The 24,218-nt window shown below is 71.4% G+C and carries 27 protein-coding genes; 7 read left to right on the top strand and 20 right to left on the bottom strand.

The window, feature by feature from the left end; genetic code table 11:
• Positions 1 to 6: 6 nt before the first annotated feature.
• The 3 genes from FB558_RS17940 to FB558_RS17930 form a co-directional block, all read right to left on the bottom strand.
• A complete protein-coding gene (locus tag FB558_RS17940; RefSeq protein WP_142054952.1) occupies positions 7 to 246 on the bottom strand; it encodes a hypothetical protein in 240 nt (79 codons plus the stop codon).
• Positions 243 to 521, bottom strand: a complete 279-nt coding sequence (locus tag FB558_RS17935; RefSeq protein WP_142054950.1) for a hypothetical protein — start codon at positions 519 to 521, stop codon at positions 243 to 245. Before FB558_RS17935 ends, FB558_RS17940 begins: the two co-directional genes overlap by 4 nt.
• Positions 522 to 583: 62 nt before the next feature.
• Entirely contained in the window at positions 584 to 1,105 is a 522-nt protein-coding gene (locus FB558_RS17930; RefSeq protein WP_142054948.1) for a NifU family protein, read from the bottom strand.
• Between the two features lie 62 nt (positions 1,106 to 1,167).
• Between FB558_RS17930 and FB558_RS17925 the strand changes: the two genes are divergently transcribed.
• On the top strand, positions 1,168 to 1,560 hold the full coding sequence (locus FB558_RS17925; protein ID WP_142054946.1) for a hypothetical protein: 393 nt from the start codon (positions 1,168 to 1,170) through the stop codon (positions 1,558 to 1,560).
• Positions 1,560 to 1,955, top strand: coding sequence for a helix-turn-helix transcriptional regulator (locus FB558_RS17920; protein WP_142054944.1), 396 nt, complete (start codon positions 1,560 to 1,562; stop codon positions 1,953 to 1,955). Before FB558_RS17925 ends, FB558_RS17920 begins: the two co-directional genes overlap by 1 nt.
• Positions 1,956 to 1,979: 24 nt before the next feature.
• On the opposite strand, the gene FB558_RS17915 is transcribed toward FB558_RS17920, so the two are convergent.
• Positions 1,980 to 2,750, bottom strand: coding sequence for an ATP-binding protein (locus FB558_RS17915; RefSeq protein WP_170231375.1), 771 nt, complete (start codon positions 2,748 to 2,750; stop codon positions 1,980 to 1,982).
• Positions 2,751 to 2,854: 104 nt separating this feature from the next.
• Between FB558_RS17915 and FB558_RS17910 the strand changes: the two genes are divergently transcribed.
• Entirely contained in the window at positions 2,855 to 3,610 is a 756-nt protein-coding gene (locus FB558_RS17910; protein ID WP_170231374.1) for a nucleotide-binding protein, read from the top strand.
• 64 nt (positions 3,611 to 3,674) lie between these two features.
• Here FB558_RS17910 and FB558_RS17905 read toward each other — a convergent pair whose 3' ends face one another.
• From FB558_RS17905 to FB558_RS17885, 4 genes are all read right to left on the bottom strand, one after another.
• Complete coding sequence (locus FB558_RS17905) at positions 3,675 to 3,989, bottom strand: ATP-binding protein (RefSeq protein WP_142054937.1); 315 nt, start codon at positions 3,987 to 3,989, stop codon at positions 3,675 to 3,677.
• 96 nt (positions 3,990 to 4,085) lie between these two features.
• Complete coding sequence (locus tag FB558_RS17900; protein ID WP_170231373.1) at positions 4,086 to 4,412, bottom strand: nucleotide-binding protein; 327 nt, start codon at positions 4,410 to 4,412, stop codon at positions 4,086 to 4,088.
• Positions 4,409 to 5,167: a nucleotide-binding protein gene (locus FB558_RS17895; protein ID WP_142054933.1), complete on the bottom strand. Its 759-nt coding sequence runs from the start codon at positions 5,165 to 5,167 to the stop codon at positions 4,409 to 4,411. Before FB558_RS17895 ends, FB558_RS17900 begins: the two co-directional genes overlap by 4 nt.
• Before the next feature lie 993 nt (positions 5,168 to 6,160).
• Complete coding sequence (locus FB558_RS17885) at positions 6,161 to 6,688, bottom strand: helix-turn-helix domain-containing protein (protein WP_246106593.1); 528 nt, start codon at positions 6,686 to 6,688, stop codon at positions 6,161 to 6,163.
• 179 nt (positions 6,689 to 6,867) lie between these two features.
• Between FB558_RS17885 and FB558_RS17880 the strand changes: the two genes are divergently transcribed.
• Entirely contained in the window at positions 6,868 to 7,254 is a 387-nt protein-coding gene (locus FB558_RS17880; protein WP_142054931.1) for an enolase C-terminal domain-like protein, read from the top strand.
• A gap of 149 nt (positions 7,255 to 7,403) precedes the next feature.
• Here FB558_RS17880 and FB558_RS17875 read toward each other — a convergent pair whose 3' ends face one another.
• Genes FB558_RS17875 through FB558_RS17820 form a run of 12 tightly spaced genes read right to left on the bottom strand, consistent with a single transcriptional unit; the run spans position 7,404 to position 20,369 of the window.
• Entirely contained in the window at positions 7,404 to 8,324 is a 921-nt protein-coding gene (locus FB558_RS17875; protein ID WP_170231372.1) for a TIGR03619 family F420-dependent LLM class oxidoreductase, read from the bottom strand.
• A 20-nt stretch (positions 8,325 to 8,344) separates the two neighbouring features.
• Entirely contained in the window at positions 8,345 to 8,758 is a 414-nt protein-coding gene (locus FB558_RS17870) for a Zn-ribbon domain-containing OB-fold protein (RefSeq protein WP_142054927.1), read from the bottom strand.
• A 14-nt stretch (positions 8,759 to 8,772) separates the two neighbouring features.
• On the bottom strand, positions 8,773 to 9,957 hold the full coding sequence (locus FB558_RS17865; protein ID WP_142054925.1) for a thiolase family protein: 1,185 nt from the start codon (positions 9,955 to 9,957) through the stop codon (positions 8,773 to 8,775).
• A 27-nt stretch (positions 9,958 to 9,984) separates the two neighbouring features.
• Complete coding sequence (locus tag FB558_RS17860) at positions 9,985 to 10,686, bottom strand: ATP-binding cassette domain-containing protein (protein WP_142054923.1); 702 nt, start codon at positions 10,684 to 10,686, stop codon at positions 9,985 to 9,987.
• Positions 10,683 to 12,536, bottom strand: coding sequence for a branched-chain amino acid ABC transporter ATP-binding protein/permease (locus FB558_RS17855; RefSeq protein WP_142054921.1), 1,854 nt, complete (start codon positions 12,534 to 12,536; stop codon positions 10,683 to 10,685). The genes FB558_RS17860 and FB558_RS17855 overlap by 4 nt, the downstream gene beginning before the upstream one ends.
• 18 nt (positions 12,537 to 12,554) lie before the next feature.
• Positions 12,555 to 13,433, bottom strand: a complete 879-nt coding sequence (locus FB558_RS17850) for a branched-chain amino acid ABC transporter permease (RefSeq protein WP_142054918.1) — start codon at positions 13,431 to 13,433, stop codon at positions 12,555 to 12,557.
• A 36-nt stretch (positions 13,434 to 13,469) separates the two neighbouring features.
• Positions 13,470 to 14,684 carry an ABC transporter substrate-binding protein gene (locus FB558_RS17845; protein ID WP_142054916.1) on the bottom strand — a complete coding sequence of 405 codons (1,215 nt, stop codon included), beginning with the start codon at positions 14,682 to 14,684 and terminating at the stop codon, positions 13,470 to 13,472.
• A gap of 45 nt (positions 14,685 to 14,729) precedes the next feature.
• Positions 14,730 to 16,391, bottom strand: a complete 1,662-nt coding sequence (locus FB558_RS17840; RefSeq protein WP_142054914.1) for a class I adenylate-forming enzyme family protein — start codon at positions 16,389 to 16,391, stop codon at positions 14,730 to 14,732.
• 1 nt (position 16,392) lies between these two features.
• Positions 16,393 to 16,845: a MaoC/PaaZ C-terminal domain-containing protein gene (locus tag FB558_RS17835; RefSeq protein ID WP_211366658.1), complete on the bottom strand. Its 453-nt coding sequence runs from the start codon at positions 16,843 to 16,845 to the stop codon at positions 16,393 to 16,395.
• Positions 16,846 to 16,859: 14 nt separating this feature from the next.
• Positions 16,860 to 18,452, bottom strand: a complete 1,593-nt coding sequence (locus FB558_RS17830) for an AMP-binding protein (RefSeq protein WP_142054910.1) — start codon at positions 18,450 to 18,452, stop codon at positions 16,860 to 16,862.
• Positions 18,439 to 20,037 (bottom strand): solute symporter family protein, encoded by a 1,599-nt coding sequence (locus FB558_RS17825; protein ID WP_142054908.1) that lies wholly within the window; start codon positions 20,035 to 20,037, stop codon positions 18,439 to 18,441. Before FB558_RS17825 ends, FB558_RS17830 begins: the two co-directional genes overlap by 14 nt.
• Positions 20,034 to 20,369, bottom strand: a complete 336-nt coding sequence (locus FB558_RS17820) for a DUF485 domain-containing protein (RefSeq protein WP_170231371.1) — start codon at positions 20,367 to 20,369, stop codon at positions 20,034 to 20,036. Before FB558_RS17820 ends, FB558_RS17825 begins: the two co-directional genes overlap by 4 nt.
• A gap of 218 nt (positions 20,370 to 20,587) precedes the next feature.
• Between FB558_RS17820 and FB558_RS17815 the strand changes: the two genes are divergently transcribed.
• From FB558_RS17815 to FB558_RS17805, 3 genes are read left to right on the top strand one after another with little or no spacing between them, the layout of a single operon-like run.
• Positions 20,588 to 21,778: a thiolase family protein gene (locus tag FB558_RS17815; protein WP_142054904.1), complete on the top strand. Its 1,191-nt coding sequence runs from the start codon at positions 20,588 to 20,590 to the stop codon at positions 21,776 to 21,778.
• A 13-nt stretch (positions 21,779 to 21,791) separates the two neighbouring features.
• Positions 21,792 to 23,390 (top strand): AMP-binding protein, encoded by a 1,599-nt coding sequence (locus tag FB558_RS17810; RefSeq protein WP_142054902.1) that lies wholly within the window; start codon positions 21,792 to 21,794, stop codon positions 23,388 to 23,390.
• Positions 23,380 to 24,177, top strand: coding sequence for an SDR family NAD(P)-dependent oxidoreductase (locus tag FB558_RS17805; protein ID WP_142054899.1), 798 nt, complete (start codon positions 23,380 to 23,382; stop codon positions 24,175 to 24,177). The genes FB558_RS17810 and FB558_RS17805 overlap by 11 nt, the downstream gene beginning before the upstream one ends.
• Positions 24,178 to 24,218 lie beyond the last annotated feature (41 nt).

Here is a 24,218-nt window from a genome sequence, read left to right as displayed (position 1 = left end):
TCACGGTCAGGCGCCACGGACGACCGCGGCGAGACGGTCCCGCACGGCGGTGAGGTCCCCGTTCACCTCGGCCAGGATCGGCTCGAGAGGCTCGACCCGCCGTCCGATCGCCCGTACGCCGGCGTTGACGGTGCCGAGCGTCTTCATCGCCGAGCGAAGCAGGACCAGGTACGCGATCAGGTAGGCGGCGACAGCGGCCAGGACGACCGCCACTCCGACGATGGTGAGGATCCCGAAGATGTTCACGACGCCCTCCCGGCCAGCAGCTTCTCGACGGCCGCGCCGTAGCGCAACAGCCCGCCACCGGCCTCCTTGACGAGGTCACGCGTGTCGATCAGCGCGGGCACGGGGTCGAGGTTGGCGGTGATCCCGACGCCGTGTTCGAGGATGTCATCGGCGTAGCGGCCGATCTCGGCGATACGGCTCAGCACGCGCTGCGCCAGGAACACCACGAGCGGCGCGACCACGAGGAACAGCACGAGCAGGCCGATGACCGACCACACCACGGAAGCGGCAGTCATGCCGGCTCCTCTCTCCAGGTGGCGGCGATACTAGATGACGATCGCATCTAGTGTGAAGCAGCTCACCGCGGACGCGGCTCGATCTGCAGCAGGGTCGCTCCGGGCGGGGCGTGCACCGCCGCTGTGAGGTCCTCGTCGACCTCCATGCGGGAGAAGCCGGGAAAGCCCTCCACGAGCGCCTGCACGACACCTTCGCGCAGCGTCTCGGCGGACGCCGTGCAGCCGGCGCACGCACCCGAGAGACGCAGGCGCACCACGCCGTTCGTGACATCGATGAGCTCCACCTGCCCGCCGTGGCCCTCGATGTAGGGCCTGATGGAGTTGAGCGCCCGGTCCGCCGCCTGCCGCTCGTCCACGCCGGCGCCGTAGGCGTCGAGCAACCAGCCGATCGCCGGGTCCGCGCTGCGCAGGCGGTCGAGCTCATCGTCTCCCAGGACCGCGGCGAGCCTGCCGAGCGCGAGGCGGTGCACCGCGTCGATACCATCGAGAAGTTCGAAGATCGGTGCCCGCACCTGGTCGTCGAGGCCCTCGAGCTGGCCGAGGAGTTCTTCGAGCCGGTCCAGCACGCCCGCAAGATCTGACACGGGCCGGACCCTACGCTGGTAGTTGTCGCAAGCATATAGTGCACGAGCGGAGGTGACCTGACGTGGAGCGACTGCCCGAACCGAAGTCCGAGGCATTGCGCGCGCTGTACTGGCGCGACGAAATCCTGCAGCTGATGTTCTGGATCAAGGGCGAGGGGTTCGGTGACGAGGCGGACCCCGCCCTGCTCGAGCGGTTCCTCGGGGTGGACGCGCTGGTCGGCCTCGGGTACCTCGACCGGCTGGTCGGCGAGGGCTTGCTGCGGTGCAATCCCGCACTGCGGTACGAGTTGACCGAGCTCGGGCACGCCCACGGGGCCCGGGTCTTCAGCGAGGAGTTCGCCGAGATGACGAAGCCGGGTCACGGCGAGTGCAGCGCGTCCTGCTGGTGCCGGCAGTCCCCCGACGAGGCGGACGCCTGCACCGAACGCAGGCTCGCCGGGCACGCGGGTCATTGATGGCTTCCGAGAACGCTGACCTCCCCGAGGGGTTGCCGCGTGGCCTGCCGCGCAACTTCCTGCGCCCCTGCCTGCTGCTGCTGATCGCCGAGCAACCCTCACACGGCTACGACCTGCTGGAACGGCTCGGCGACATCGGCTATCAGCGCGCCGAACCGGGCGGGCTGTACCGCACCCTGCGCCTGTTGGAGCAAGAGGGGCTGATCAGGTCGGACTGGGGCACCTCGCACGTAGGCCCGCAGCGGCGGACCTACTGGCTCACCGAGGACGGCATGGACTGGCTGCACGCCTGGGCGGGCTCGATGCGGCTCACGCGGGATGTGCTCGACCGGTACCTCTTCCGGTACGAGGTCGTGACTGGGGCCGAGAAGGCGGACCGTCAGCCCGAAGCCTAGCGGGGGACCCGGCAGATCCCCTGGTCACGCGGTCACGGCGGGGGTCATCCTCGCGCTCAGCCTGCCGACGGCCTCGATCACCGCGGCCGCTCCGTCGAGGTCGGTGCTGTCGACCAGCGGTGTCGCGCGACCGTCCGCGACCGTCACGGCGTCGCTCCAGGGCACCTCGCCCACCATCCGGAGGCCGTGCCGGTCGCAGAAGTCGGCGATCGCCTCGGCGTCCTCGGGACGGCGGATCTTGTTGGCCACCACCTCGACGCGACCGATCGGCAGTTCGGCGGCGAGCACGGCCTGGCGCCGCACCGACTCGAGCGATCGAAAGTAGGGCTCGGCGACCAGCAGCAGCAGGTCGGCGTGTCGGGCTGTGCCCCGCGACAGGTGCTCCGGGGAGGCCTCCATGTCGACGACGGCGACCACCTCGGGATCGGCGCCGAGGTCCGACAGCAGCGCGCTCACGGTGGCGTGGCCACCGCACAGGCAGCCCTGCTCCGCGTGCTCGGGCATCCCCATCAGCAGCAACCTGACCCCGTCCGGCCCGGCGACCGCATACCGCTCGAGTATCTTGTCGACCGGCACCACCAGCGCAGGTCCGGTCAGCTTGCGCGAGACCAGGGTCTCCGGTAGCCAATCGGCGGTGGCGGCCTGCTCCCGTACTCCCAGCGCCGCCGCCAGATTCGGGTTCGAGTCGGCGTCTATCGCGACGACGCGGCGCCCCGCCCGGGCCAGGAGCCGGGTCAGCGTCGCGGAGATCGTGGTCTTGCCGGCGCCACCCTTGCCCGCCACAGCAACGATCACAGCTGCCCCGATTCCTCGTGGTGGTAGAAGTCAGTAGAGGCCATCGTCACATAGCCCCGGACCGTCCAGATAGAGTGGCTCAGATCACGAGGAAGGGGCCCGCATTGAAGCTCGGGATCGTCGGGAAGGGCGGGGTCGGGAAGACCACCGTCTCGGCACTGCTCGCCCGGTCGTACGCCGCCGACGGCGCACGCGTGCTGGCCATCGACACAGACTCCAATCCCAACCTCGGCGTCTCGCTCGGGCTCTCCGTGCCCGAGATGGAGGCACTCCCGGTCCTGCCCCGTGCGCTCATCGTCGGTACCGGCGGGAACAGCACCTCCGCGGAGCTGGTCCGGGACTACGGGCGCACCACTCCCAGCGGCGTGTCCCTGCTCTCGGCGATCAAGGTCAACGAGGCCGCCGCCGGATGCATGTGCGGCGGCCACGCCACCGTCCGCAGTCTGCTCGGAACGGCCATCGAGGAGCAGGCCGACGTCGCCATCGTCGACATGGAGGCCGGGCTGGAACACCTGTCCCGATCCGGTGGCACGCTCGCCCACGCCGATGTGCTGCTCGTGGTCATGGAGCCGACACGCAAGTCGGTGCTCACCGCCTCCCGCACCGTGGTGCTGGCCGAGGAGCTCGGCATCCCGCGCACGGTGGCGGTCGGGAACAAGGCGCGCACTGCGGACGACGCCGAGTTCTTCCGCACGGCCTGCGCCGAGTACGGCGTCCCGCTGGCCGGAGTCATCTCCTTCGCCGCAGCGGTCGTGGCCGCCGACCTGGCCGGTGGCGTGGTCGACGCCGAGCAGGGCGAGCAGATCATGCGCGAGATCGCCGAGCTGCGTGCCTTCGTCGGCGGAGTGCCAGTCGGCTGACTCTGGCAGCACGAACGCAACAGCGCTCTCGTCCGACCCTGTCGGACGAGAGCGCTGTTCGTTGCTACCCCGGCAGTCGCTGGGCGAGCCCGACCAGCGCGCGCACGGCCGGCGCATCGGGCGCTGTGTCCAGCGGAGCAACGCCGTCGCGCTCGGCGCGCACGATCGCTTCGTCGTCCGGGATGCTGACGATCTCGTGGTCGGGAAACGCAGCCGTGATCATGGCGAGCTCCTCCTCGGTGCGGACCCGGTTGGCGACCACGACGACCGTGCCCAGCGCCTTGTCGCGGGCCAGTTCGGCGGCGCGTTGGCCGACCTGGATCGACCGCGGCGTCGGCTCGACGACGACGAGCACCGCGTCGACCGACTTCTCGTTCATCCTGGTCATCGTCCCGATGCCGGCCTCCAGGTCGGCGATCACGGTCTGGCCGGGGAAATCAGCGGAGCCGAGCAACTGCTCGGCAGAAAGCGCACATCAAGGGCATCCCGGTTCCGGGTTCTGCAACGCGGTGACCACAGCGACCCGGACGCCGTCGGGGCCGTCGGACCCGAAGCGGTCGACGAGCTCGTTCCAGCCGGGAGCGTGCTCCGGCGCGTCCTCGCCGCCCTCGTCGAGCGACTCGCGCAGCGTCACCAGGCGCTCGGTCTCCTGCTCCCCCAGTCCGAGCGAGATCCCGAGGTTGGGGTTCGAGTCGCAGTCCAGAGCGACGACCTTCGCGCCGCCCCGGGCGAGCGTCCTGGCTACCACAGCGGCTGTCGTCGTCTTACCGACGCCCCCCTTGCCGACCACCGCGATCTTCACGAGATACGCCTCCGCTCCACCATCTCGACCAACTTCCCGATCGCGGCCACCGCCGCACTGTCCGGGGCGGCGTCGATCGGCGCCCGCCCATCCCGCTCCGCCGCGGCGAAGTCCTCGTCCCAGGGGACGGCGCCGATGACCTCCAGGCCGGTCCGGTCGGTGACGTCATCGATGTCGCGATCGTCCCGCACCCGGTTGACGATGGCGAAGATCCGCTCCGGCGCGTGCTTGGCCTGAGCGAGCCGTGCAAGCTTGCGGCCGGTCAGCAGCGCCTTCGCCGTCGGTTCAACGACGACGAGGACCGTGTCGGCGAAGTTGCCCCATCCGAAGAAGGGCTGCCGGGTGCCGCCGGGCAGATCCCCCACGAGGTTCCACCGCTCGACCGGTAGTTCCGCAATGATCTGCCGGAAGGCGAACTGGGAGCGGAAGTGATCCCGCCCGGACCGCATCTTGCCGAACTGGAGGAACCGCACCCCATCCGGGCCGGGCACCGCGTAGCGCTGCACCGCGTCGTCGGCAGTGAGCCCTTGGCGCAACCGGAACCGCGGGCCTTCCTCGCCCTCAGCCCGCTCCCGCACCGCCTCGGCCGGGATGGGCGCGTCATCGATTTCGATCCCGAGGGAGTACGCCAGTCCGGGCATCGGATCGGAGTCGACAGCGAGCACCGGTGCTCCGCCACGAGCCAGCAATCGCGCGAACGTGCCGGCGATAGCCGACTTGCCGACCCCACCTTTCCCCACCAGGGCCACCCGCATCGGTGCAGGCTATCCGCATCTATGTGTCGAGGACCACATCGGGTTGGGCCAGCGCGCCTCGGGCCGCGGGCCTCCACTTGTTCGCCGCGCGCGAGGTTCCACGCACAGTGCGTCCGACGACTCCCCCGCCATCGTCGAAGCGGTCTTCTGGTCACCTCCGCCACGATCCTGCACCGGCACCGACGACTCGCCGCCCGCCACCGGACCACCAGCACTGGACCACCAGCCGCCGCCGACCCGGTCGACCACCCATCCCAGCCGGCCTGCGGGCACTGGCAGTCCGCCTGGCCACCGAGAACCCGACCCGGGGCTATCGACGCGTGCCCGGCGAGCCCGCCGGCCTCGGCCACCAGATCGGCGCCTCCACCACCTGGAAGATCCTCACCGCCGCCGGGATCGACCCGTCGCCACAGCGATCCGGGCCGACCTGGCCGCAGTTCCCCCGCGCCCAGGCCCACGCGATCCTCGCCTGCGACCTGTTCCCCATCGACACCATCACCCCGACCCGGCTCTACGTCTTCTTCGTCGTCGAACACGCCACCCGCCACGTCCACATCCTCGGGGTCACCGCCCACCCGACCCCGGCCTGGCTGACCCGATTGGCGCGCAACCCCGCGATGGACCTCGACGACGCCCGCACGACCTTCCGATTCCTCATCCGCGACCGAGACGCCACGTTCACCGCCACGCTCGACGCCATCTTCACCGGCCCCGGGATCCAGGTGATCAAGACTCCGGTTCGGGCGCCACGCCCGAACGCGATCGCCGAACGGTTCGCCGGCAGCATCCGCCGCGAACTCCTGGACCGCATCCTCATCATCAACCAACGCCACCCGGCGTCGGTCCTGACCACTACGAGGACCACTTCAACCGCCATCGCCCGCACCGCGCACCGGCACAGGCCGCCCCGCTACGTGCCCTTCCAGAGCGCCGCCAGACCGACACCAGCCACGTCCACCGACACGACCGACTCGGCGGTCTTCTCCACGAATATCAGCAGGTCGCATGACGTGAGCCGAGTTTCGGGCACCTACAGGTCCAGGCTCCGGTCGGCTGGCTCGTCGACCCAAGGACGTGCACGTAGCGGCCGCCGACTTCCAGGACGAAGAAGACGTAGATCCGTTTCAGCGTCGCCGCGCAGTCGACATGGAAGAAGCCCCCGGCCAGCATGGTCGAGGCCTGCGCCCGCAGGAACTGTCGCCACGTCGTATCGGTGGACCGGGACGGCGCCGGAGGTATCCGCCGCAGCGTGCGGATCCTGCGGATGGTGGATGCTCCGACGCGATGGCCGAGCTTGCGCAGTTCGCCCTGGATTCGCTGGTAGCCCGAGGTCTGGTTCTCGCTGGCCATCCGTTCGATCAGCACAGCGATGGCGTCATCGAGAGGTGGGTGACCGGACCGGTTCGGGTAGGTCCACCTTTTGGCCACCAGGCGGCGGTGCCACCGCAGGACCGTGCCCGGCGTGACCAGGCGGTGGCCGCGCAGCACCCTGGGTAGCTGCCGGATCAGCGCCGCGAACACGGCCCGGTCGGCCCGGTCCAGGCCGGGCGTCGGGGTGGCTCTGCGGAGTACGGCGACCCTCGTGGCGCAGGACGAGCAGCTCGACGTCCTTGGACGCCGGGGTGCGGCCGAGCAGCAACAGCCGGCCGAGAAGCCGATCGAAGATCAGGTAGAGCAGGCGTAACGACACGTTCACGATCATGCCCCGCCGCAGGAGAACGCCGATCGACGCAGGTCCCAAGCCCCGGCCGACTTATGGAACCCCACAGGCCGTCCGCCAGCTCGCGACGGCCTGGAATCTGCAGCTCTCCCCGCACTGTTGGGGCACAGGCGTCGTTCAGGCCGCCACCCTGCAGCTGCTTGCCGCCACTCCGCGCGCCCCGTTCGGCATGACCGGTGGCGACCCGCTGATCTTCGAGTTTGACCGCGGGCACAACCCGTTGCGCGAAGGTGTGCTGGTCGAGCCGATTCGACCGCAGAGAGGCAGGGTCTCGATCCCGTCGGATCCGGGTCTCGGTGTCACAGTCGACGAGGACTGGGTTCGCGAGCACCGCGTCGACGGGCACGGCGTCCGGATGAAGGTGTGACCGGCCCATGTCGCCCGGACAAACCAAGATCACTACCCCCAACGAACCTCAACCGGCGGTGTGGATGATGGCGAGTAAGCGGCGCCGGTGCTCGATGAGCACCGCGCTGCCGATCTCAGTCATGGGTTCGCCCCTCAAGGTCGGGATACTCATCCGCTGAACTGGTCCAAGACCTCCTCGATAACGGCTATTCGCCTTGTCGGGCTCCCGCCGAAGGTTAGTGTGATGTGCTCGATTCCGGCCGCCCGATATCTCATCAGCAGGTCGGCTACGTAGGACGGTGGGCCGGAGATGGTTCCGGTGGACCACGGGTCGCCGGTGACGTCGCTCGCGAGCCGCAACGGGCTGAACACGCCCGCTCGAAGTGTGACGTCCCGCCCGAATGACACGGCCTCTTCTTGAAGCTCGCGCAGGCGGCAACCGAGCACTTCCGGGCTCATCCCGTAGATGTGTGGGAACCACACATCGCCGTATCGAGCGGCGCGGGTCGCTGCGGCGCGGACGTTGCCGCCAACCCAGATGGGCGGGGGTGCCGGGTCCCGGATTGACGGGTAGACGCCCATCTCGCGGATGTCAAACCCGTCGCCGTGGAACGAGAACAGCCCGTCGCTGCTGTTGCGTAGCGCCGCGAGGACACCGAGCGTTGCGTTGCTAACCGGTCCGCGCCGGGCGTGGTCGGCGCCGAGGGCGTCGAACTCCTCGCGCATCCAGCCTGTGCCGACGCCGAAGTCGAATCGGCCCTCGGAGAGCACCTGGACCGTCCCGGCGAGCTTTGCCCACATCAACGGGTGCCGGTAGGGCAGGATGCCGACGCCGAGGCCGAGCCGGCACCGGCTCGTCACCGCTGCGGCGAACCCGAGGCTGGTGAACGCTTCGAGGAACGGCAGCTGTGCGGGCACCTCGTAGCTGGCGTCGTGGCTGTCGGCGTAGGGGTACTCGGTCTCCTGCGCTCCGCTGAGCGCGATGTGGTCGCCCACCCACAGTGAGTCCACCCCGGCGTCCTCGGCGAGCGCGGCGAACTCCCGGATAGCGGCGGGTGAGGCGCCGCGCCCGGTGTTGGGCAGCAGCACCCCGATCGTCGGGCGCGGGCTCACGCCGCGTCCGCCCGCACGAACACCGGGAGAGTGATCTCCTCCGTGACGTCCTCGTAGTCCAGCCGCAGCGGCATCCCGATCCGCGCGTCGTCGGGGGCGACATCGACAAGGTTCGCCATCATCGTCGGCCCCTCGGTGAGCTGCACCAGGCCGAGTACCAGCGGCACCCGGTCCCGGAACGCCGTGCCGGCCGGGCGGTGCACCACCGTGAAGCTGTAGAGCTCGCCGGTTCCTGCGACCAGCTCCCAGGTGCCACCGAGCTGCCCACACTCGGGGCACGCCGCCGTCGGGTAGAAGCGGAACGTCCCGCACGCCTCGCACCGCTGCAGCCGCAGCGCGTGCTCGCGAGCCGAGCTCCAGTACGGCGCGGAATCGGGGTTGATGGTGGGGATCGGCCGATCTGTCGTCATCGTGCGGGTCCCTCTCATCGGTTCGCGGCGGCCAGGATGGCCACCGAGTAGTTGGACGCGACGGCGCTCGCGGAGGTGACCAGGGCGGTGCGGGCGCCCTCGACCTGGCGGTCCTCGGCCTCGCCCCTGACCTGCCGCACCCCCTCGTTGAGATGCAGCATCCCGCCGGGCACGCCCGGGTGCGCGCAGCTGAGCAGGCCGCCGTGCGTGTTCAGCGGCAGCCTGCCGCCGAGCTCGATGCCACCGTCGGCGACGAACCCGGCCGCCTCCCCACGGCCGCAGAACCCGAGGTCCTCCAGCTGCACCATCAGCGTGATCGCGAAGCTGTCGTAGATCTGGGCGACGTCGATGTCCTCGGGGCTGAGCCCGGCCTCGCCGAACGCCTGCCGGCCGGCGACGTCGCACACCGTCCGCACCAGGTCGTGCGACGCGTCGCCGCGGACGAGGTGCCCCATGTGGTAGGTCGAGTGGGCCTGGCCGAGCCCCAGCATCGCCACCTCTCGCGCGGCGTCGCGGCTCGCACCCTGCCGGGTGACGACGTACGCCGCGGCGCCGTCGGAGACCAGCGAGCAGTGCAGCTTGCGCAGCGGGCTGGACACCATCGTCGAGGCGCGCACATCGTCGAGGGTGATCGGGGTACGCATCTGGGCCCGCGGATTCAGCACGGCGTGCCGGCGCATGGCGACAGAGACCGGATCGAAGACCGTGTCGTCGAGCCCGTACTCGTGGAGGTAGCGTTGGGCCAGCAGGGCGTAGAACGCCGGGATGTGCGCACCGTAGGGGAACTCGTAGTCGAGGCTGTGCGCCCCCATCGAGGCGTACGCGGCGGTGCCGTCTGGATCCACCCCGCTGCGCAGCGTGTCGCCCGCGACGACGACGACGGTCTGGCACTGCCCGGACTCGACCGCCCAGGAGGCCAGTCGCAGCGCTGCGCAAGGCGACGCGCCCCCCATCGACAGCGAATCGCACAACGTCTTGGTGAACAGGCCCAGCGACTCCGCGAGCACCATGTGGTAGCGCGGGGACGGCCGGAACAAGGGCGCCGCGCACAACAGCCCGTCGACGTTTCGGAGAGTGAGCCCGGCGTCGGCGAGCGCTGCGGCGACGGCGTCGGCACAGAGGCTGATCGACGTGCGGTCAGGCACGACCCCGACGTCCGACTCACCGATGCCGGCGATAACCGCCTTGTGGGAGGGCATGAGGATCTTCCTCTCGTGATCGAGCAGCTAGAAGTAGAGGGCTCCGAGGTCCGCCTCGGCACCGGGCGGCAGCTCCTCGACGGCGCCGGAGCGCAGCAGCATGACCCGGTCGCACAGCCGGGCGAGCAGCCCGACGTTCTGGTCGACCCAGAGCACGCCGGTGCCGAGGTCGCGGCAGCTCGCGACCGTCGCCTCGCTGACCTCGCGCACCGCACGCGGCGACAGGCCGAGGCTGAGTTCGTCGAGCAGCAGCAGCCGAGGGCGGGCCACCAGGCCGCGAGCGACGGCGACGAGCTGCTGCTGGCCCCCGCTGAGCACGCCGGCCCGGCGCTCCAGCAGCGGCTCCAGGCCGGGGAGCAGCGCGAGAACGTCAGCCCGCGATGTCGGGTAGTCCCGGACACGCCCGCCCAGCGCCCCGACACGCAGGTTCTCCTCCACGGTCAGGTTCGGGAACAGGCGTCGCCCCTCGGGAACGTGGGTGACCCCGCGCGCGGCCACCGCCGCCGGGTCGGCGGGCAGCGGCGCGGAGTCGAACGCGACATCTCCCCCGCCGCGGGTGATCGTGCCGGAGATCGCGCGCAGCAGCGTCGTCTTGCCTACCCCGTTCGGGCCGGCGACGCCCACCAGCTCGCCCGACGCCACCCGCAGGCTCGCCCCGTGCAGTACCTCGGCCCGGCCGTAGCCGGCACGCAGGTCATCGACGACGAGCCCGGCCATCGTGGCGCTCATCGGCTCGGCCCGGGCAGCTCGGCGGGCTCGATACCGGCGAAGATCTGGGCGATGTCGCGGCGGCCGAGCACCTCGGTCGGCTCGCCGTGCCCGACGACCTGCCCGTAGTCGAGCACCGTCATCTCATCGGCGACGGTCGTGAGGAACCCGATGTGATGGGAGATGACGAGGATCGACAGGTCGAGCTGCTCGCGCAGGCTGGTCAGCAGCGTGCGCATACCGTCCATTTCCTGCCCGGACAACCCCGCGGTGGGCTCGTCGAGCAGCAGCACCCGGCCGGTGCCGACGATGCCGCGGGCGATCTCCACCCGCTTCTGCTCGCTGAGGTCGAGCCCGCTCGCGCTCATCCGGTGCCTGGCCGTGGGCACCCCGACCTGCTCCAGCGCCCAGTGCGCCTGCTCGGTCAGCTCGGCCTCTCGACGCCGGGTCGCGCGCCGGCCGATGAGCTCGGCCGCCAGCGAGCCGCGGCGGTCGGCGTAGAGCCCGAGCTTGACGTTGTCCAGCACGTCGAGGTCGGGCACGAGGGCCGGGGTCTGGAAGCAGCGGATCAACCCGCGGCGGCGGCGCCCGGCCGGGCCCAGCCCGTCGATCGGTGCGCCGTCGAGCTCGACGCTGCCAGCCGCCACCGGCTGTAGCCCGGACAGCGCGTTGAGCAGCGTCGTCTTGCCCGCGCCGTTCGGTCCGACCACGGCGTGCACCGAGCGCGGCCGCAGCTGCAGCGCCGCCCCGGTGAGCGCGACGAACGCACCGAACCGGACCTCCAGCTCGCGTACCGCGAGGGTGGGGACGCCCTCGGGCCGGGATTCGCCGCGGTCGGCCACGGCACCGGCGGTGAGCGGCCGCGGCCGGATCACCGGGCCGGCCGGCTCAGCGGCCGGGGGGTCCACCCCCTGGCGGCGCCGCAGGGCGCGGACGGCCCGCGTGGCCAGGCCGAAGAGCCCGTCGGGCAGCACGACGAGGAACACCAGCAGCACGGCGGCGAAGACGACCGCCGACAGGTGCCCGCCGCTGAGCACGTACTCGGGCAGCACGACGAGCAGCAGCGCGCCCAGGATCGGCCCGCCGACGGTCCCGGTCCCGCCGATCACCACCATCGCGAACAGGTAGACCGACTGCGCCACCGTGAAGCCGTCCGGGGAGAGGTAGCCGACCGACAGCGAGTAGACGAACCCGCCCAGCGCGGCGAGCGCGCAGCAGTACGCGAAGGCAAGCACCTTGGCCCGGGTCACCTGCACGCCGCAGGCCGCTGCCACCGCCTCGTTGCTCTTGATCAGCCGCAGCGCGCGGCCGGTGCGCGAATCGGCGAGGTTGCAGGTGAGGAACACCGCAGCGGCCAGCAGGAGCACGGCCAGCGCATAGAGGCCGGGCCCACCGGTCAGGCTGGTCCCGCCGGCGTCGAGATCGGGCACCATGAGCCCGCTCGCCCCGCCGGTGAGCCCGGCGAGCGCGTCGCCGGTGAGCAGCGTGACCACGACGTAGGCGAAGAAGAATGTCGTGACCGCGATGCCGAAGGTCCGCAACCGGACCATCACGGCGCCGAGCAGCACCGCGACGGCGGCCATGCCGAGGACACCGATCGCCACGCACACCACCGTCGGCAGCCCGGTCTGGGCGCGCAGCACGCTGACCAGGTACGCCCCGAGCGCGACGAACGCGGCGTGGCCGAAGGAGACCTGCCCCGTGTATCCGACGAACAGGTCCAGGCCGATCACGGCGATGGCCCAGGCCATCGCGACCACGAGGCTGAACCGCAGGGCCGGGTCCAGCGGCAGGACGCCGGCCACTGCGAGAACGGCGACGATCGACATGCTGGGCGCCAGCGTCCGGCTGGTCGCCTGGTTGATCTTCATGAGGTCACCTCCGCGCCGCTACAGCCGGGCCGACTGGGGCTGGCCGAGAAGCCCGTGCGGCCGGACGAGCAGCGTGATCATGAGCAGCCCGAACACCACGACGATGGCCAACTCCGGGTCCATGACGGCTGCGGTGATGTTGGAAACCACGCCGACGATCACTCCGCCGAGCAGTGCCCCTGGCAGGCTCGTGAGGCCGCCGAGCACCACCGCAGTGAACGCGAAGAGCAGGTAGGAGTCCATCATCGTGGGCGACAGGAAAGCCGTCGGCGCGATGAGCACGCCCACCAACAGCGACAGCGCGGCCGACAACCCCCAGCTCAGGGCCCCGAGCCGCAGCGTGCGCACGCCGAGCAGTCGGGCGGTGTCGGCGTCCTCGGCGACCGCGCGCAGGCTCAGCCCGGTCGCGGTGAAGCGGAAGAACGCCCACAAGGCCGCGGCCACGAGCACCGCCATCCCCGTGGCGAGCAACGTCTGTGGAGAGACCTGGAGCATCCCGCTGCTCAGCCCCGCGCCCGTGATCAGCGGCGGGAAGCGGTACGGCGCGCCCTCGCCCCACACGAATTCCATCACCGCGACCAGCAGCAGTGACAGGCCGAGCGTGCGCAGCGTCGTGTTGAGCGGTCCCGCCGACCCGCGCGGTGCCATCACCCCGAGGAACACCACCACGCCGAACAGGACGGCCGCCGCCAGCGCGGCGAGCGCCGCTACGGCCACCGGCCAGCCCGCCTGCCCGATCAGCGCGAACACCCAGAAGGCTCCGAGCGTGCACAATGCGCCCTGCGCGAAGTTCGGTACCCCCGTCGACTTGAACAGCAGCACGACGGCGAAGCCGAGCAGGCCGTAGAGGCAGCCGAGCCCGACTCCGCTGATCGCGGCCGGGATCAACAGGTCCATGTGGGTCTCCCTGTCCTGTTCGCTGCCCGCACCCGCTCATCCGGCGCTGATCGGGACCTGGGCGGCGGTGCTGAACTCGCGCCCGTCCAGCCGCACGACGAACACGTTCTCCAGACCGAGGTGGTCGTCGGCGCTCAAACTCACCGGGGGCAGGGCCGGGTCGAGGGTTCGCTCGTCGAACCCTTCGAGCGTGGCGACGAGCCCCTCGCGGGTCAGCGGCTGGGTCTGCTCCACGGCCTCGGTGAACAGCAGGCCCTGGGCGCAGCCGTAGATCGTCGCCGGCTCCGCCTCGACGCCCGCCGACTCCAACGCGGCGGCGCACTCCGAGCCCTCGCCGGCTGGCAGCTGCAGCGGCGAGGCCACGAGCAGCCGGTCGGCCACGGACGTGTCGTAGGCGCCTGCGAACTGCTTGGTCGCCAGCGTCGACACCCCGAGGACGGCCTTGCGGGGCACCGCTTGCTGAGCGACGAGCGCGTCGACGAACTTGACCGCGTCTGTGCCGGCCATGTCGACTACGACGTAATCCGGGCCGGCCGCTTTCACCTTCAGCGCGGCGGGCGTGTAGTCGGTGGTGCCGACCTCCTCCACCGTTTCGCCGGCGAACGTGCCCCCGCCCTCGGTGGCGCGGTCGCGGGCGTTCGCGATCGCTGACTCGTAGCCCGGCCACTGGTTGACCGCGGCGTAGACCGAGCCGGGCCCGCGCTCCGAGAACGCGAACGGCACGAGGGCGTTGATCTGATCCTCGTACATCGGCATCATCGCGAACACGTTCCGCTTGACCGGCTCGATGAGGTCGCGCAGCCCTGCGTAGGGGAACAGGTAGGGGATGCCGGCCTCATCCAGGCCGGAGTAGATCGCGCCAGCCTGGACGGTGCCGCACCCGCCGACGACTGCGAACACCGGCTCGTTCTGCAGCTGGCGGACGTTGCCCACCGCGCGCGAGGCGCTGTAGGCGTCGTCGAGCACGGTGTACTCGATCTGCCGGCCCGCCACGCCGCCCTGCCCGTTGACGTGCTCGAACCAGGCCTGGGTCCCGTTGCTGAACGGGGCGCAGACGGCGCCAGCGGCACCGGTCAGCGCGTTGGTGACGCCCACGGTGAGGGTCTCCTCGGCGACGCCGGAGGCCTCGCCGGCAGCGCCACCCCCGCCCGCGGCACAGCCGGCCGCGAGCAGCAGGCCAGCCGCCGCGACCAGGGGTGAGACGCGGCGCCTTGTCGGTGGCCGCAGGTCGGAGGTTGTTGCGTGGCGCACGGTCGCTCCTCGGGACGTCGTTGTCGGATGGGTCGTGCGGGCGGCCTAGCCGGACGTGCCGACCGTCCCAGCGGCGCGCCCGACATCGGCCAGCCGCTGTTTGAGGAGGTGCTTCTGGACCTTGCCGCTCTCGGTGACGGGCCAGTCGCTGGTCTCGAGCACCCGGCGCGGGACCTTGAAGCTGGCCATCCGCACGGCGCAATGCTGCACGATGCTGTCGGGGTCGAGGCCGGTGCCGGCGCGCAGCTCCACGAATGCGGCGGGCACCTCGCCGAGGCGCTCGTCGGGCATTCCGACGACGGCGACTCGATCGACACCGTCGAGCTCCGCGATCACCCGCTCGACCTCGGCGGCTGCGACGTTCTCGCCACCCGGCTTGATCATGTCCTTGAGCCGGTCGACGAAGTGCAGGTACCCGCGCTCGTCGAGCCGGCCGAGGTCGCCGGTGTGCAGCCAGCCGTCCGCGTCGATCGCGGCGGCCGTGGCGTCGGGGTCCTCGTAGTAGCCCCGCATGAGGGCCCACCCGCGCACGCACACCTCGCCGGTCGGGCCGGGCTCGGTGGACACCGCGCCGTTCGCGAGGATCCCCAGCTCCAGGCCGGGCAGCGCGCGCCCCGCCGTGGCGTCACGCACGTCCGGGTCGTCGTCCCACGCGGCGGCGGTGCTGATGCCGGCCGCCTCGGTCAGCCCGTAGAGCGGGACGACGTGCTCCACGCCCATACGCTCGCGGATCGCGCGCATGAGCTGCGGGGTCCCGACGGCCCATCCGCGGCGCACCGTCCGGAAGTGCTCGGGGGAGAAGTCGGGGTGCGCGAGCTCGGCGGCATACATCGCGGCCTGGCCGCTGCGCGCGGTGCAGCCCAGCTCGCGGACGAGTCGGAAGACCTCGTCGGGGGTGTACCGCTCCGGCGAGACCATCGTGCAGCCGTGCGTCAGCGCGATCAACGTGGTCGCGACTGTTCCGCCCACGTGGTAGTAGGGCTGGGTGCTGAACACGGTGTCCCGCTCGGTCAGACCCATGCGCTCGGCGAGGTGGTGCGCGGTGCCGAGCGTGGCCGTGCTGTCGAGCAGTGCGCCCTTGGGGAAGGCGGTGGTGCCGGAGGTGAACTGCAGCAGCACCGGGTCGTCGGCGCGCCCGGCCGGTGCCGGGACGGGCGCGGCGCCGGCGAGGGCGCGGAACTCCGCCCAGGACGAGGCGGCACCCGGGTCCGCCGCCGGCGCGACGTCAGGCGCACCCGCCCGCGCGGTGTGCAGCTCGAGGTCCGGGGACGTCAGCCACACCGCCGTCGGCGCGGGAGCGCCGCGCTCCCCCGCCTCGGCGATCGCTTCCTCCAGCAGCCGGCGAAGGTCGTGCACGTGCACGGTCTCGACGGCACACAGCACACGCGGTCGGGCAAGCGCCAGCACGTGCGCCAGCTCGTCGCGCCGGTAGCGGACGTTGACCGGGACGAGGATCGCTCCCAGGTGGCTGCAGGCGGTCTGGGCGACCGGCCAGATCGGGCTGCCGGGCGAGGCGACGGCCACGCGGTCCCCTCGGCCGACGCCGAGGGCGGCGAGCCCGGCGGCCATGACATGCGACGAGCGCCGCCACGCGGCGAAGGTCAGCCGCGAGCACCAGGTGGGTGCAGCGAAGACGAACGCGTCCTCCCCCGCGCGCGGGCCCCTCGCCGCATCCTCCAGCGCCGACCACCACGTCCGGGTGCTCACGTCAGCCCTCGCCGCCGGGGTTGCGGCGGAGCACGAGGCCAGGCATGTGCCCCTCCTGCAGGCGCTCTCCGTGCTGGTTGTCCAGCTCGAACCACCGCTCGACGAGGCCCCGCTCGGGATGGCGGGTGGGTCGCTTGCCCTCGATGACCATCCGACTGGTCACGGTGTCGCCCACGAAGATCGGCGCCCGGAACCTCCAGCCGTCGATTCCGAGCAACGCCACCGCGGTGCCCTCGAAGATGCCGATCCGGTCGAGGAGGCCCGTGATCACCGAGACGCCGAGCAGCCCGTGCACCACGCGCTGCCCGTACGCGGTGGTCTTCGCGAACTCCTCGTCCGTGTGCAGCGCGTTGTGGTCGCCGGACAGCTCGGAGAAGGACACGAGATCGGTCTCGGTGATGGTCCGGGTCGGCATCGTGAAGGCCTGCCCGAGGGTGAAGTCTTCGTAGTACATGCCCATTGCGTCTCTTACCGCTCCGTCTCGGGGCTGCTGTCCCAGGTCTGCGCGGTGATTCCGGCCGCGCGCAGCGCGGACTTGCTCACCTTCTGGGTCGCGGTCAGCGGGAGCTCCGCCACCAGCTCGACGTAGCGCGGCACCATGAACCGTGGGAGCCGCTCGACCAGGTAGGCGTGCAGGTCGGCCGGAGCGGGGGTCCGTCCGGGCTCGGGCACGACGACGGCCTTGATCTCGTGCTCTCCCCACCGGGACGGCACTCCGACCACCGCGCATTCCGCGATGTCCGGGTGGGTGGTGGCCTCGGCCTCGACCTCGCTGGACGGGATGTTCTCCCCGCGACGCCGGATGACGTCGTTCATCCGCTCGACGAAGTAGAAGTTGCCCTCGGCGTCGCGGGTGAACGCGTCGCCGGTGTGGAACCACTGGTTGCGGAAGCTCTCCGCGGTCTTCTCCGGCAGCCGCCAGTACCCCGACATGTGGGTCCACGGGACGTCCCCGCGCACCACCAGCTCGCCGACCTCGCCGTGCGGCACCGGATCGTCGTTCTCGTCGACGACCTGCGCCTGGTAGCCGGGACGTAGCCGACCGCAGCTGCGGCCGTCGACGAGGTCCGCACCGTCCGACCGGATCGGCGTGCTGATCTCGGTCATGTTGAAGATAGTGCTGACCTCGACGTCGAAGCGCTTCCGAAACGCGTCGAGCTCGGGCAGCAGCGGCACCATGATCACGTGACGGAGCGGGCGGTCGGCGTCATCGGGCGCCGCTGGCAGCGACTCGACGAACTTCGACATCGCGCTCAGCAGGAACGTCACGGTGCATCCGTGCCGGCGGATGTCCGGCCAGAACTCCTGCGTGCGGAACCCGTCCTTGACGACGACCCGACCACCGGCCAGTGCCATGAGGTAGGGAGGGTGCTTGCCGCCGACGTGGAACAGCGGGTAGGGGCAGTAGTACGTGTCGTCGGCGGTCAGCTGCGGGTAGGGCGGCATGCCGGTGGCGGTGGCGTGCAGCTGGGCCCAGGCCACCTGCACGCCCTTCGGGGGCCCGGTGGTGCCGGAGGTGTAGAGGATCGCGCAGGTGTCGCGACCGGACGGCGCCTCCTCAGCGGGGTCGGCTGCGGGCGGGTCGGCCGGCAGCAGTCCGCGGGCGTCGAGGACCTCCCAGGGCAGCGTGGGCCGGTCCGCGCCGGCGGCCTCGGCGTCGGTGACGACCACGGTGCGCAGCCCGGGCACCTGGTCGGCGATCTCGGCGAGCTGCGGCAGGTACTTCGCCGCGACGACCACGACCGACGCGGCCGAGTCCGCGACGACATGGGCCAGCATCCGGTTCCGGTACGCGGTGTTCACGGGCACCTCGATCGCCCGCAGTCGGCCCAGGCCGAGCCACGAGCACAGCGCGAGCGCGCTCATCGGGAGCATCGCCAGGACCGTGTCGCCCGCGCTGACCCCGACCTCGCGGTATGCCTGCGCCCAGCGCTTCGCCTCGCGATCGGTCTGCGCGTAGGTGAGAGTCCTGCCTCCTGCATCCTCCAGGTAGACCCGATCCGGGGTCTCGGCCGCACGGCGGGCGACGAGTGCGGGCAGCACCAGGTCAGGAGCGAGCACGGTCGGCGCTCCTCCCCGGCTGCGGCTGCAGCTCGTCTGCCGTCGGCCCGTCCAGTGCCAACCCGGTCTCCGCGCGGAACCGCAGCGCGCGGTAGCGCCCGCGGGTGGCCCCTCCGGAGGCGACCGAACCCAGCCAGCAGCCGAGCAGCCCCAGCGGGATGGAGACCAGCACCGGGTAGGTGTACGGGAACGGCGGCTCGTCGCCCGGCCAGACGGCCGGCCCGAGCGCGATGAGGACCACGGAGCTGACCAGGCCGACCAGGATGCCGGCCACCGCGCCCCGGGTGGTGAACCCGGGCCAGAACAACGCGCAGGCAAGCGACGGCAGGTTCGCACTGGCAGCCACCGCGAGCGCGACGCCGATGAGCACCGTGATGTTCAGCTGGCTGCCCAGCGCGAGGGTGAGGACCACCGCGACCACGCCGATGCCGACCGACGCGAGGCGGGCCACGGTCGCCTCACCCTTCGGGTCGTGCGCGCGCCCGCTCCGGTTGGCCCAGAGGTCATGCGCCACTGCCCCGGCCGCGGAGATCAGCAAGCCGGCGACGACGGCGAGGATCGTGACGCAGGCGACGCCGCTCACCACGGCGAGCGCGATGCCCCCCAGCAACGAGCCGGGCCCGCCCGCGACGAACTCGGTGATCGCCGGGGCGGTGAAGTTGGCGCCCGCGCCGACCTGCTTCTCCGCGCCCGGACCGAGGTAGGCCCGCGCGCCGAGTCCGACCACGACGATGACCAGGTAGAACGAGCCGATGAAGCCGATCGCCCACGCCGCCGACCGGCGGGCGGCCGTGGTGGTGCGCACGGTGAAGAAGCGGATCAGCATGTGCGGCAGGGCGATGCTGCCCAACGCGAACGTGACGAAGTACGAGATCGTCTCCACCGGCTCGTCCGGAGCCAGCAGCAGGCCCGGTTGCAGGTAGGCGGCCCCGTCGGGGGATGCCGCGGCCGCGTCGCGCAGCAGCGTGAAGGGGTTGCCCCCGGCCTGGACGAGGACGCCGATCGCGATCAGCACGCCCACCGTGATCAGCAGGGTGGCCTTGACGATCTGGATCCATGTGGTGGCCAGCATCCCGCCGAACGTGACGTAGACGATCATCAGCGCGCCGGTCGCGATCACCGCAGCAGTCGTGGAGATGCCGGTGAGCTGCGTGATGATCACACTCGCGCCGACGAACTGCGCCACGAGGTAGGCACCGGCCACGCACAGGGTGGCGAGGGCGGCGGCGGCCCGGACGGCCGGCTCGTTGAACCGTGCGGCCAGAACGGCGCCGACCGTGAACTCCGACGTGTTGCGCAGCCGCTCGGCGAACAGGTACAGGATCGGCAGGAACGACACGAGCGTGGCGCCGAGCAGCACGAACGAGTCGACGCCCATCAGGAACACCAGGCCGGCGACGCCGAGGAAGGTCGACGCCGACAGGTAGTCCCCGGCGATGGCCAGGCCGTTCTGCAGCCCGCCGATGGTGCGTCCCGTGGTATAGAAGTCCTCGGCGCTGCGGGTCCGGCTCGCCGCCCACCAGGTGACGCCCAGCGTCACAGCGATGAGCAGACCGAACACCGTCAGGGTCAGTGCGCTGTTCATCGGGTCGCTCCCTCACCGGTCACCGCGTCGAGCAGGGGCTGCACGCGGCGGGCAGACGACCGCATGTAGTAGGCCGTGCCGAGCGCGACGGCGACGAACTGGCTGAGCGTGAAGACCGGCGCGAGTGTCAGCGGCCCGACCACCGGGGTGCTGAGGAGGCTCTGGCCAAAGGCGTACGCCGCCATCCACAGCAGCAGCCACCCGCACGCCAGCCCGAGTCCGACGGCGGCGGTCCTCCGGCGGATCCGCATCAGCTGCAGGTATGTGGGGCTCTGGTCCGCCGCGACCACGGGCGGGATCGGGTCGCCTGGCAGTGCGCTGTCACCGTTCATCACCACTCCAATGGGGCGAGCGCGGAGCTCGGCAGACACAACTGCGGCCCGTCGAGCCCTACGGCTTGTACCGACCGACCGGTACATTGAGCCAGACCGTATTAGCCACATCACAGGACCGTCAAGGGTGAGAGTGGGGGCTTCTAGCGGCGGAGCGACCCCGTTGACCGCCCCTGGGGCGCTCTGTACCGTTCGGTCGGTACAGAAGGAGGCGACGCGTGGAGCACGTGCAGGTAGTCGGCACCGGCATGACGCCCTTCGGCAAGTTCCCCGGCCGGAGCCTGAAGAACCTCGCCGGCACGGCGGTGGCCGAGGCACTGCGGGACGCGGGCATCGGTCCGGACGACGTGGAGATCGCGTTTTTCGCCAACGCCACCGCCGGTCTCATCAGCGGGCAGGAGATGATCCGCGGCCAGGTGGCGCTGCGCGAGGCGGGGCTCTTGGGCATCCCGCTGGTCAACGTCGAGAATGCCTGCGCGTCGGGCTCCTCGGCCTTCTGCCTCGCGCACATGGCAGTAGCGTCGGGGCAGTACGAGGTCGCTCTCGCCGTCGGGGCCGAGAAGCTCGTGCACCCGGACAAGGCCCGCTCGTTCGCGGCGCTCGCCGCAGCCGTCGACCTGGACCGTCGCGACGACCTCCGCGCGCTGATCTACCCCGACGGCGACGCCGCCGCGGGCACAGGGTCGCTGTTCATGGACGTCTATGCGCACGCCGCCCGCGAGTACATGCGGCGCAGCGGCGCGACCGCCGCCGACTTCGCCGCGGTCACGGCGAAGAACCACCGCCACGGCGCGCTCAACCCGAAGGCCCAGTACCGCAACGAGGTCACCGAGGCGCAGGTGCTGGAGAGCCGGATGATCAGCGACCCGATCACGCTGCTGATGTGCTCGCCGATCGGCGACGGCGCGGCGGCGCTCGTGTTGTGCTCCGCCGAGCGCGCTCGGCGGCTCGGGGTGCCGGGCGTCGCCGTCCGCGCGACGAAGGTGCTCTCCGGCAGCGACCAGCACGAGCTTGCCCCCGTGCGCACCGCCCGGCGGGCCTACGACAGGGCAGGGCTGGGCCCCGGGGACCTCGACGTCGTGGAGCTGCACGACGCCGCGGCGCCCGCCGAGCTGCAGATCTACGAGGAGCTGGATCTGTGCCCGGAGGGCGACGGGCCTGGACTGCTGGCGTCGGGCGCCACCGCGCTGGGCGGCCGCATCCCGGTCAACCCCAGCGGCGGGCTGCTCAGCAGGGGCCACCCGGTCGGGGCCACCGGCTGCGCCCAGCTCGTCGAACTCGCCGACCAGCTGCGCGGACGGGCCGGCGGCCGGCAGGTACCCGGGGCCCGCGTGGGCCTCGCGGAGAACGCGGGCGGCTTCCTCGGCCCGGACCACGCCGCGGCGTCGGTCACCATCCTCAGCGTCTGACAGGAGGTCGACGATGACCTACCCGGTTCCGGTGACGCGCCGGACCTCCCCCGTCTCCGTCGCCTCGATCCTTGAGGCCAGCTACGCCCGCTACGGGTCCAAGCCTGCCCTGCTCGACGGCGACGTCGTGCACAGCTACGCCGACCTCGGCCGACGGGTGCACCGCGTGGTCGCGGCCCTGACCGCGCTCGGCGCCACCCGTGGCGATCGCGTCGCCGTGCTCGGGGCCAACAGTCCCGTGTTCATCGAGGTCAGCCAGGCTGCGTTCGTCGGCGGGTTCGTCCGGGTGGCGCCGAGCAGCAAGCTGCACCCGCTCGAGGTGGTCGAGCTCGTCGAGGACTGCCGAGCCCGGTTCCTGTTCGTCGACGAGGACTGGGCCCAGCGGATCCCGGCCGTGCGCGACCGGATGCCGTCGGTGGAGCATGTGATCGGCATGGCAGGTGCTGCCCCGGATGCCGTGCCCTACGCCGAGCTGATCGACCGCGCCGACCCGGGCGCGCCCGAGGACCTGCCCGGCCCGGACGAGCTCTGCGCGCTGCTCTACACCTCGGGTACCACCGGGCGGCCGAAGGGCGCGATGCTCACCCACGGCAACTGGGCGGCGATGATTCGCAATTCGATGATCGAGCTGCCGCCGATCGAGGCCGACGAGGTGATGCTGCACGTCGCCCCGCTCAGCCACTTCAGCGGCTATGTCGAGCCCACCTACAGCGCCCGCGGCGCCTTCCACATCGTGAGCCCGCAGTTCAACCCGGCACAGGTCGTCCAGGCGATCGAGCGGCACCGCGTGACGGCGATGCCGCTCGTGCCGACAATGCTCAACATGCTGCTGCCCGCGGCGGAGGCGCGGACAGCGGACGTGTCGAGCATGCGCACGATCGTGTACGGCGGGTCCGGCATCGCCCCGGACCGGCTCGCCCGCGCAGTCACCGCGTTCGGCGATGTGTTCGTGCAGTTCTTCGGCCTGTCCGAGACCCCGATGCCGCTCGCCGCGCTCTCCCCCGGCGACCACCGGTTCGCCGTCGACGGCCCCGTGCCGCCGCGGCTCGCCTCGGCCGGGCGGGTCAACCCGTTCGTCGAGCTACGGATCTGCGACGAGGAGCGCGCGCCGCTCCCTGCCGGCGAGGTCGGCGAGATCGTCGTGCGCGGCGACGTCGTGATGGCGGGGTACTGGGAGCGCCCGGAGCAGACCGCCGAGATGATCGACGAGGACGGCTGGGCCGCCACCGGCGACCTCGGTCGGATCGACGCCGACGGCTACCTCTACGTCGTCGACCGCAAGCGGGACATGATCGTCACCGGCGGCTACAACGTCTATCCCACCGAGGTCGAGAACGCGATCTCCGCGCTGCCCGACGTGCACGAGGTCGCGGTGGTCGGGGCGCCCGACGAGCAGTGGGGTGAGGCAGTCGTTGCCGTTGTCGTCCCCCGCCCTGGCGCCGCTCTGACCGCAGAGGACGTCGTCGCCGCGTGCCTGGCCCGGCTGGCGACCTACAAGAAACCTCGCGCCGTCGAGTTCGTCGAGGAGCTGCCGCGAACAGGCTCCGGCAAGATCATGCGTCGTCAGCTCCGCGAGCGCCTCTGGGCCGGACGGGACCGCCATGTCGGCTGACGGGCAGGCGTCCATACCGTCCCCATCCCGCACCGACGGCTGCGCCGGCAAGGTCGTCCTGGTGGTCGGTGGCACGCGCGGGATCGGCGCGGCCTGCGTGCGCGTGCTCGCAGCGTCCGGAGCCACGGTGGTCGTCACCGGCCGTACCCGCGCCGCGGCCGAGGCGGTCGCGGAGGAGGCGCGCGGTCTCGGCGCCACCGCACTCGCCGTGGAGCTCGACGTCCGCGACGCGAGCGCATCCGACGCGGCAGTGCAGGCCGCGGTGGACCGGTTCGGCCGGGTCGACAGCCTCGTCGCCAACGCCGGGGTGAACCCGCACTTCGTTCGCGCCGAGGACCTCACCGTCGAGATGTGGGACGAGATCGTCGATGTCAACCTGCGTGGCATCTTCTTCGCGGTGCAGGCCGCGGGCAGGCGGATGCTGGCACAGGGCGGGGGCAGCATCGTCTCGATCTCCTCGGTCACGGCCAGGGTCGGAACCCCCCGCGGCATGCCCTACGTGGCCACCAAGGGCGGGCTCGACGCGATGACGCTCACCCTCGCCGTCGACTGGGCGCCGCGCGGCGTGCGGGTCAACGGCGTCGCCCCCGGCTACATCGAGACCGACCTGACCAGCGGCATGCGCGGCCACGACGCGCTGAGCGCCGCGATCCTCCGTAAGACCCCGCTCGGCCGTTTCGGCAGGCCCGACGAGGTCGCAGGCCTCGTCGCCTACCTCGTGTCCGACCAGGCCGGCTACGTGACGGGTCAGACCTTCGCCGTCGACGGCGGCATGGCCGCGCACTGACCTGCTCCGCGCCCCCACCGAATCCCCAGCAAGCCCAGGAG

It is taken from the genome of Pseudonocardia kunmingensis, from assembly GCF_006716445.1.
In the GTDB taxonomy this organism is placed as follows: domain Bacteria; phylum Actinomycetota; class Actinomycetes; order Mycobacteriales; family Pseudonocardiaceae; genus Pseudonocardia; species Pseudonocardia kunmingensis.
The sequence above is the reverse complement of the archived record's forward strand: the minus strand, read 5'-3'. Positions and strand labels throughout refer to the sequence as shown.

Excerpts from the sequence above, each read along its gene's own strand:
- FB558_RS17905 (WP_142054937.1), bottom strand. The coding sequence starts at position 3,989 with ATGAACGAGAAGTCGGTCGACGCGGTGCTCGTCGTCGTCGAGCCGACG.
- FB558_RS17860 (WP_142054923.1), bottom strand. The coding sequence starts at position 10,686 with ATGAGCGCCACGATGGCCGGGCTCGTCGTCGATGACCTGCGTGCCGGC.
- FB558_RS17865 (WP_142054925.1), bottom strand. The coding sequence starts at position 9,957 with ATGCCCTCCCACAAGGCGGTTATCGCCGGCATCGGTGAGTCGGACGTC.
- FB558_RS17895 (WP_142054933.1), bottom strand. The coding sequence starts at position 5,167 with ATGCGGGTGGCCCTGGTGGGGAAAGGTGGGGTCGGCAAGTCGGCTATC.
- FB558_RS17805 (WP_142054899.1), top strand. The coding sequence starts at position 23,380 with ATGTCGGCTGACGGGCAGGCGTCCATACCGTCCCCATCCCGCACCGAC.
- FB558_RS17825 (WP_142054908.1), bottom strand. The coding sequence starts at position 20,037 with ATGAACAGCGCACTGACCCTGACGGTGTTCGGTCTGCTCATCGCTGTG.
- FB558_RS17920 (WP_142054944.1), top strand. The coding sequence starts at position 1,560 with ATGGCTTCCGAGAACGCTGACCTCCCCGAGGGGTTGCCGCGTGGCCTG.
- FB558_RS17870 (WP_142054927.1), bottom strand. The coding sequence starts at position 8,758 with ATGACGACAGATCGGCCGATCCCCACCATCAACCCCGATTCCGCGCCG.
- FB558_RS17855 (WP_142054921.1), bottom strand. The coding sequence starts at position 12,536 with ATGAAGATCAACCAGGCGACCAGCCGGACGCTGGCGCCCAGCATGTCG.
- FB558_RS17835 (WP_211366658.1), bottom strand. The coding sequence starts at position 16,845 with ATGTACTACGAAGACTTCACCCTCGGGCAGGCCTTCACGATGCCGACC.
- FB558_RS17810 (WP_142054902.1), top strand. The coding sequence starts at position 21,792 with ATGACCTACCCGGTTCCGGTGACGCGCCGGACCTCCCCCGTCTCCGTC.
- FB558_RS17850 (WP_142054918.1), bottom strand. The coding sequence starts at position 13,433 with ATGGACCTGTTGATCCCGGCCGCGATCAGCGGAGTCGGGCTCGGCTGC.
- FB558_RS17935 (WP_142054950.1), bottom strand. The coding sequence starts at position 521 with ATGACTGCCGCTTCCGTGGTGTGGTCGGTCATCGGCCTGCTCGTGCTG.
- FB558_RS17820 (WP_170231371.1), bottom strand. The coding sequence starts at position 20,369 with ATGAACGGTGACAGCGCACTGCCAGGCGACCCGATCCCGCCCGTGGTC.
- FB558_RS17880 (WP_142054931.1), top strand. The coding sequence starts at position 6,868 with ATGCCCCGCCGCAGGAGAACGCCGATCGACGCAGGTCCCAAGCCCCGG.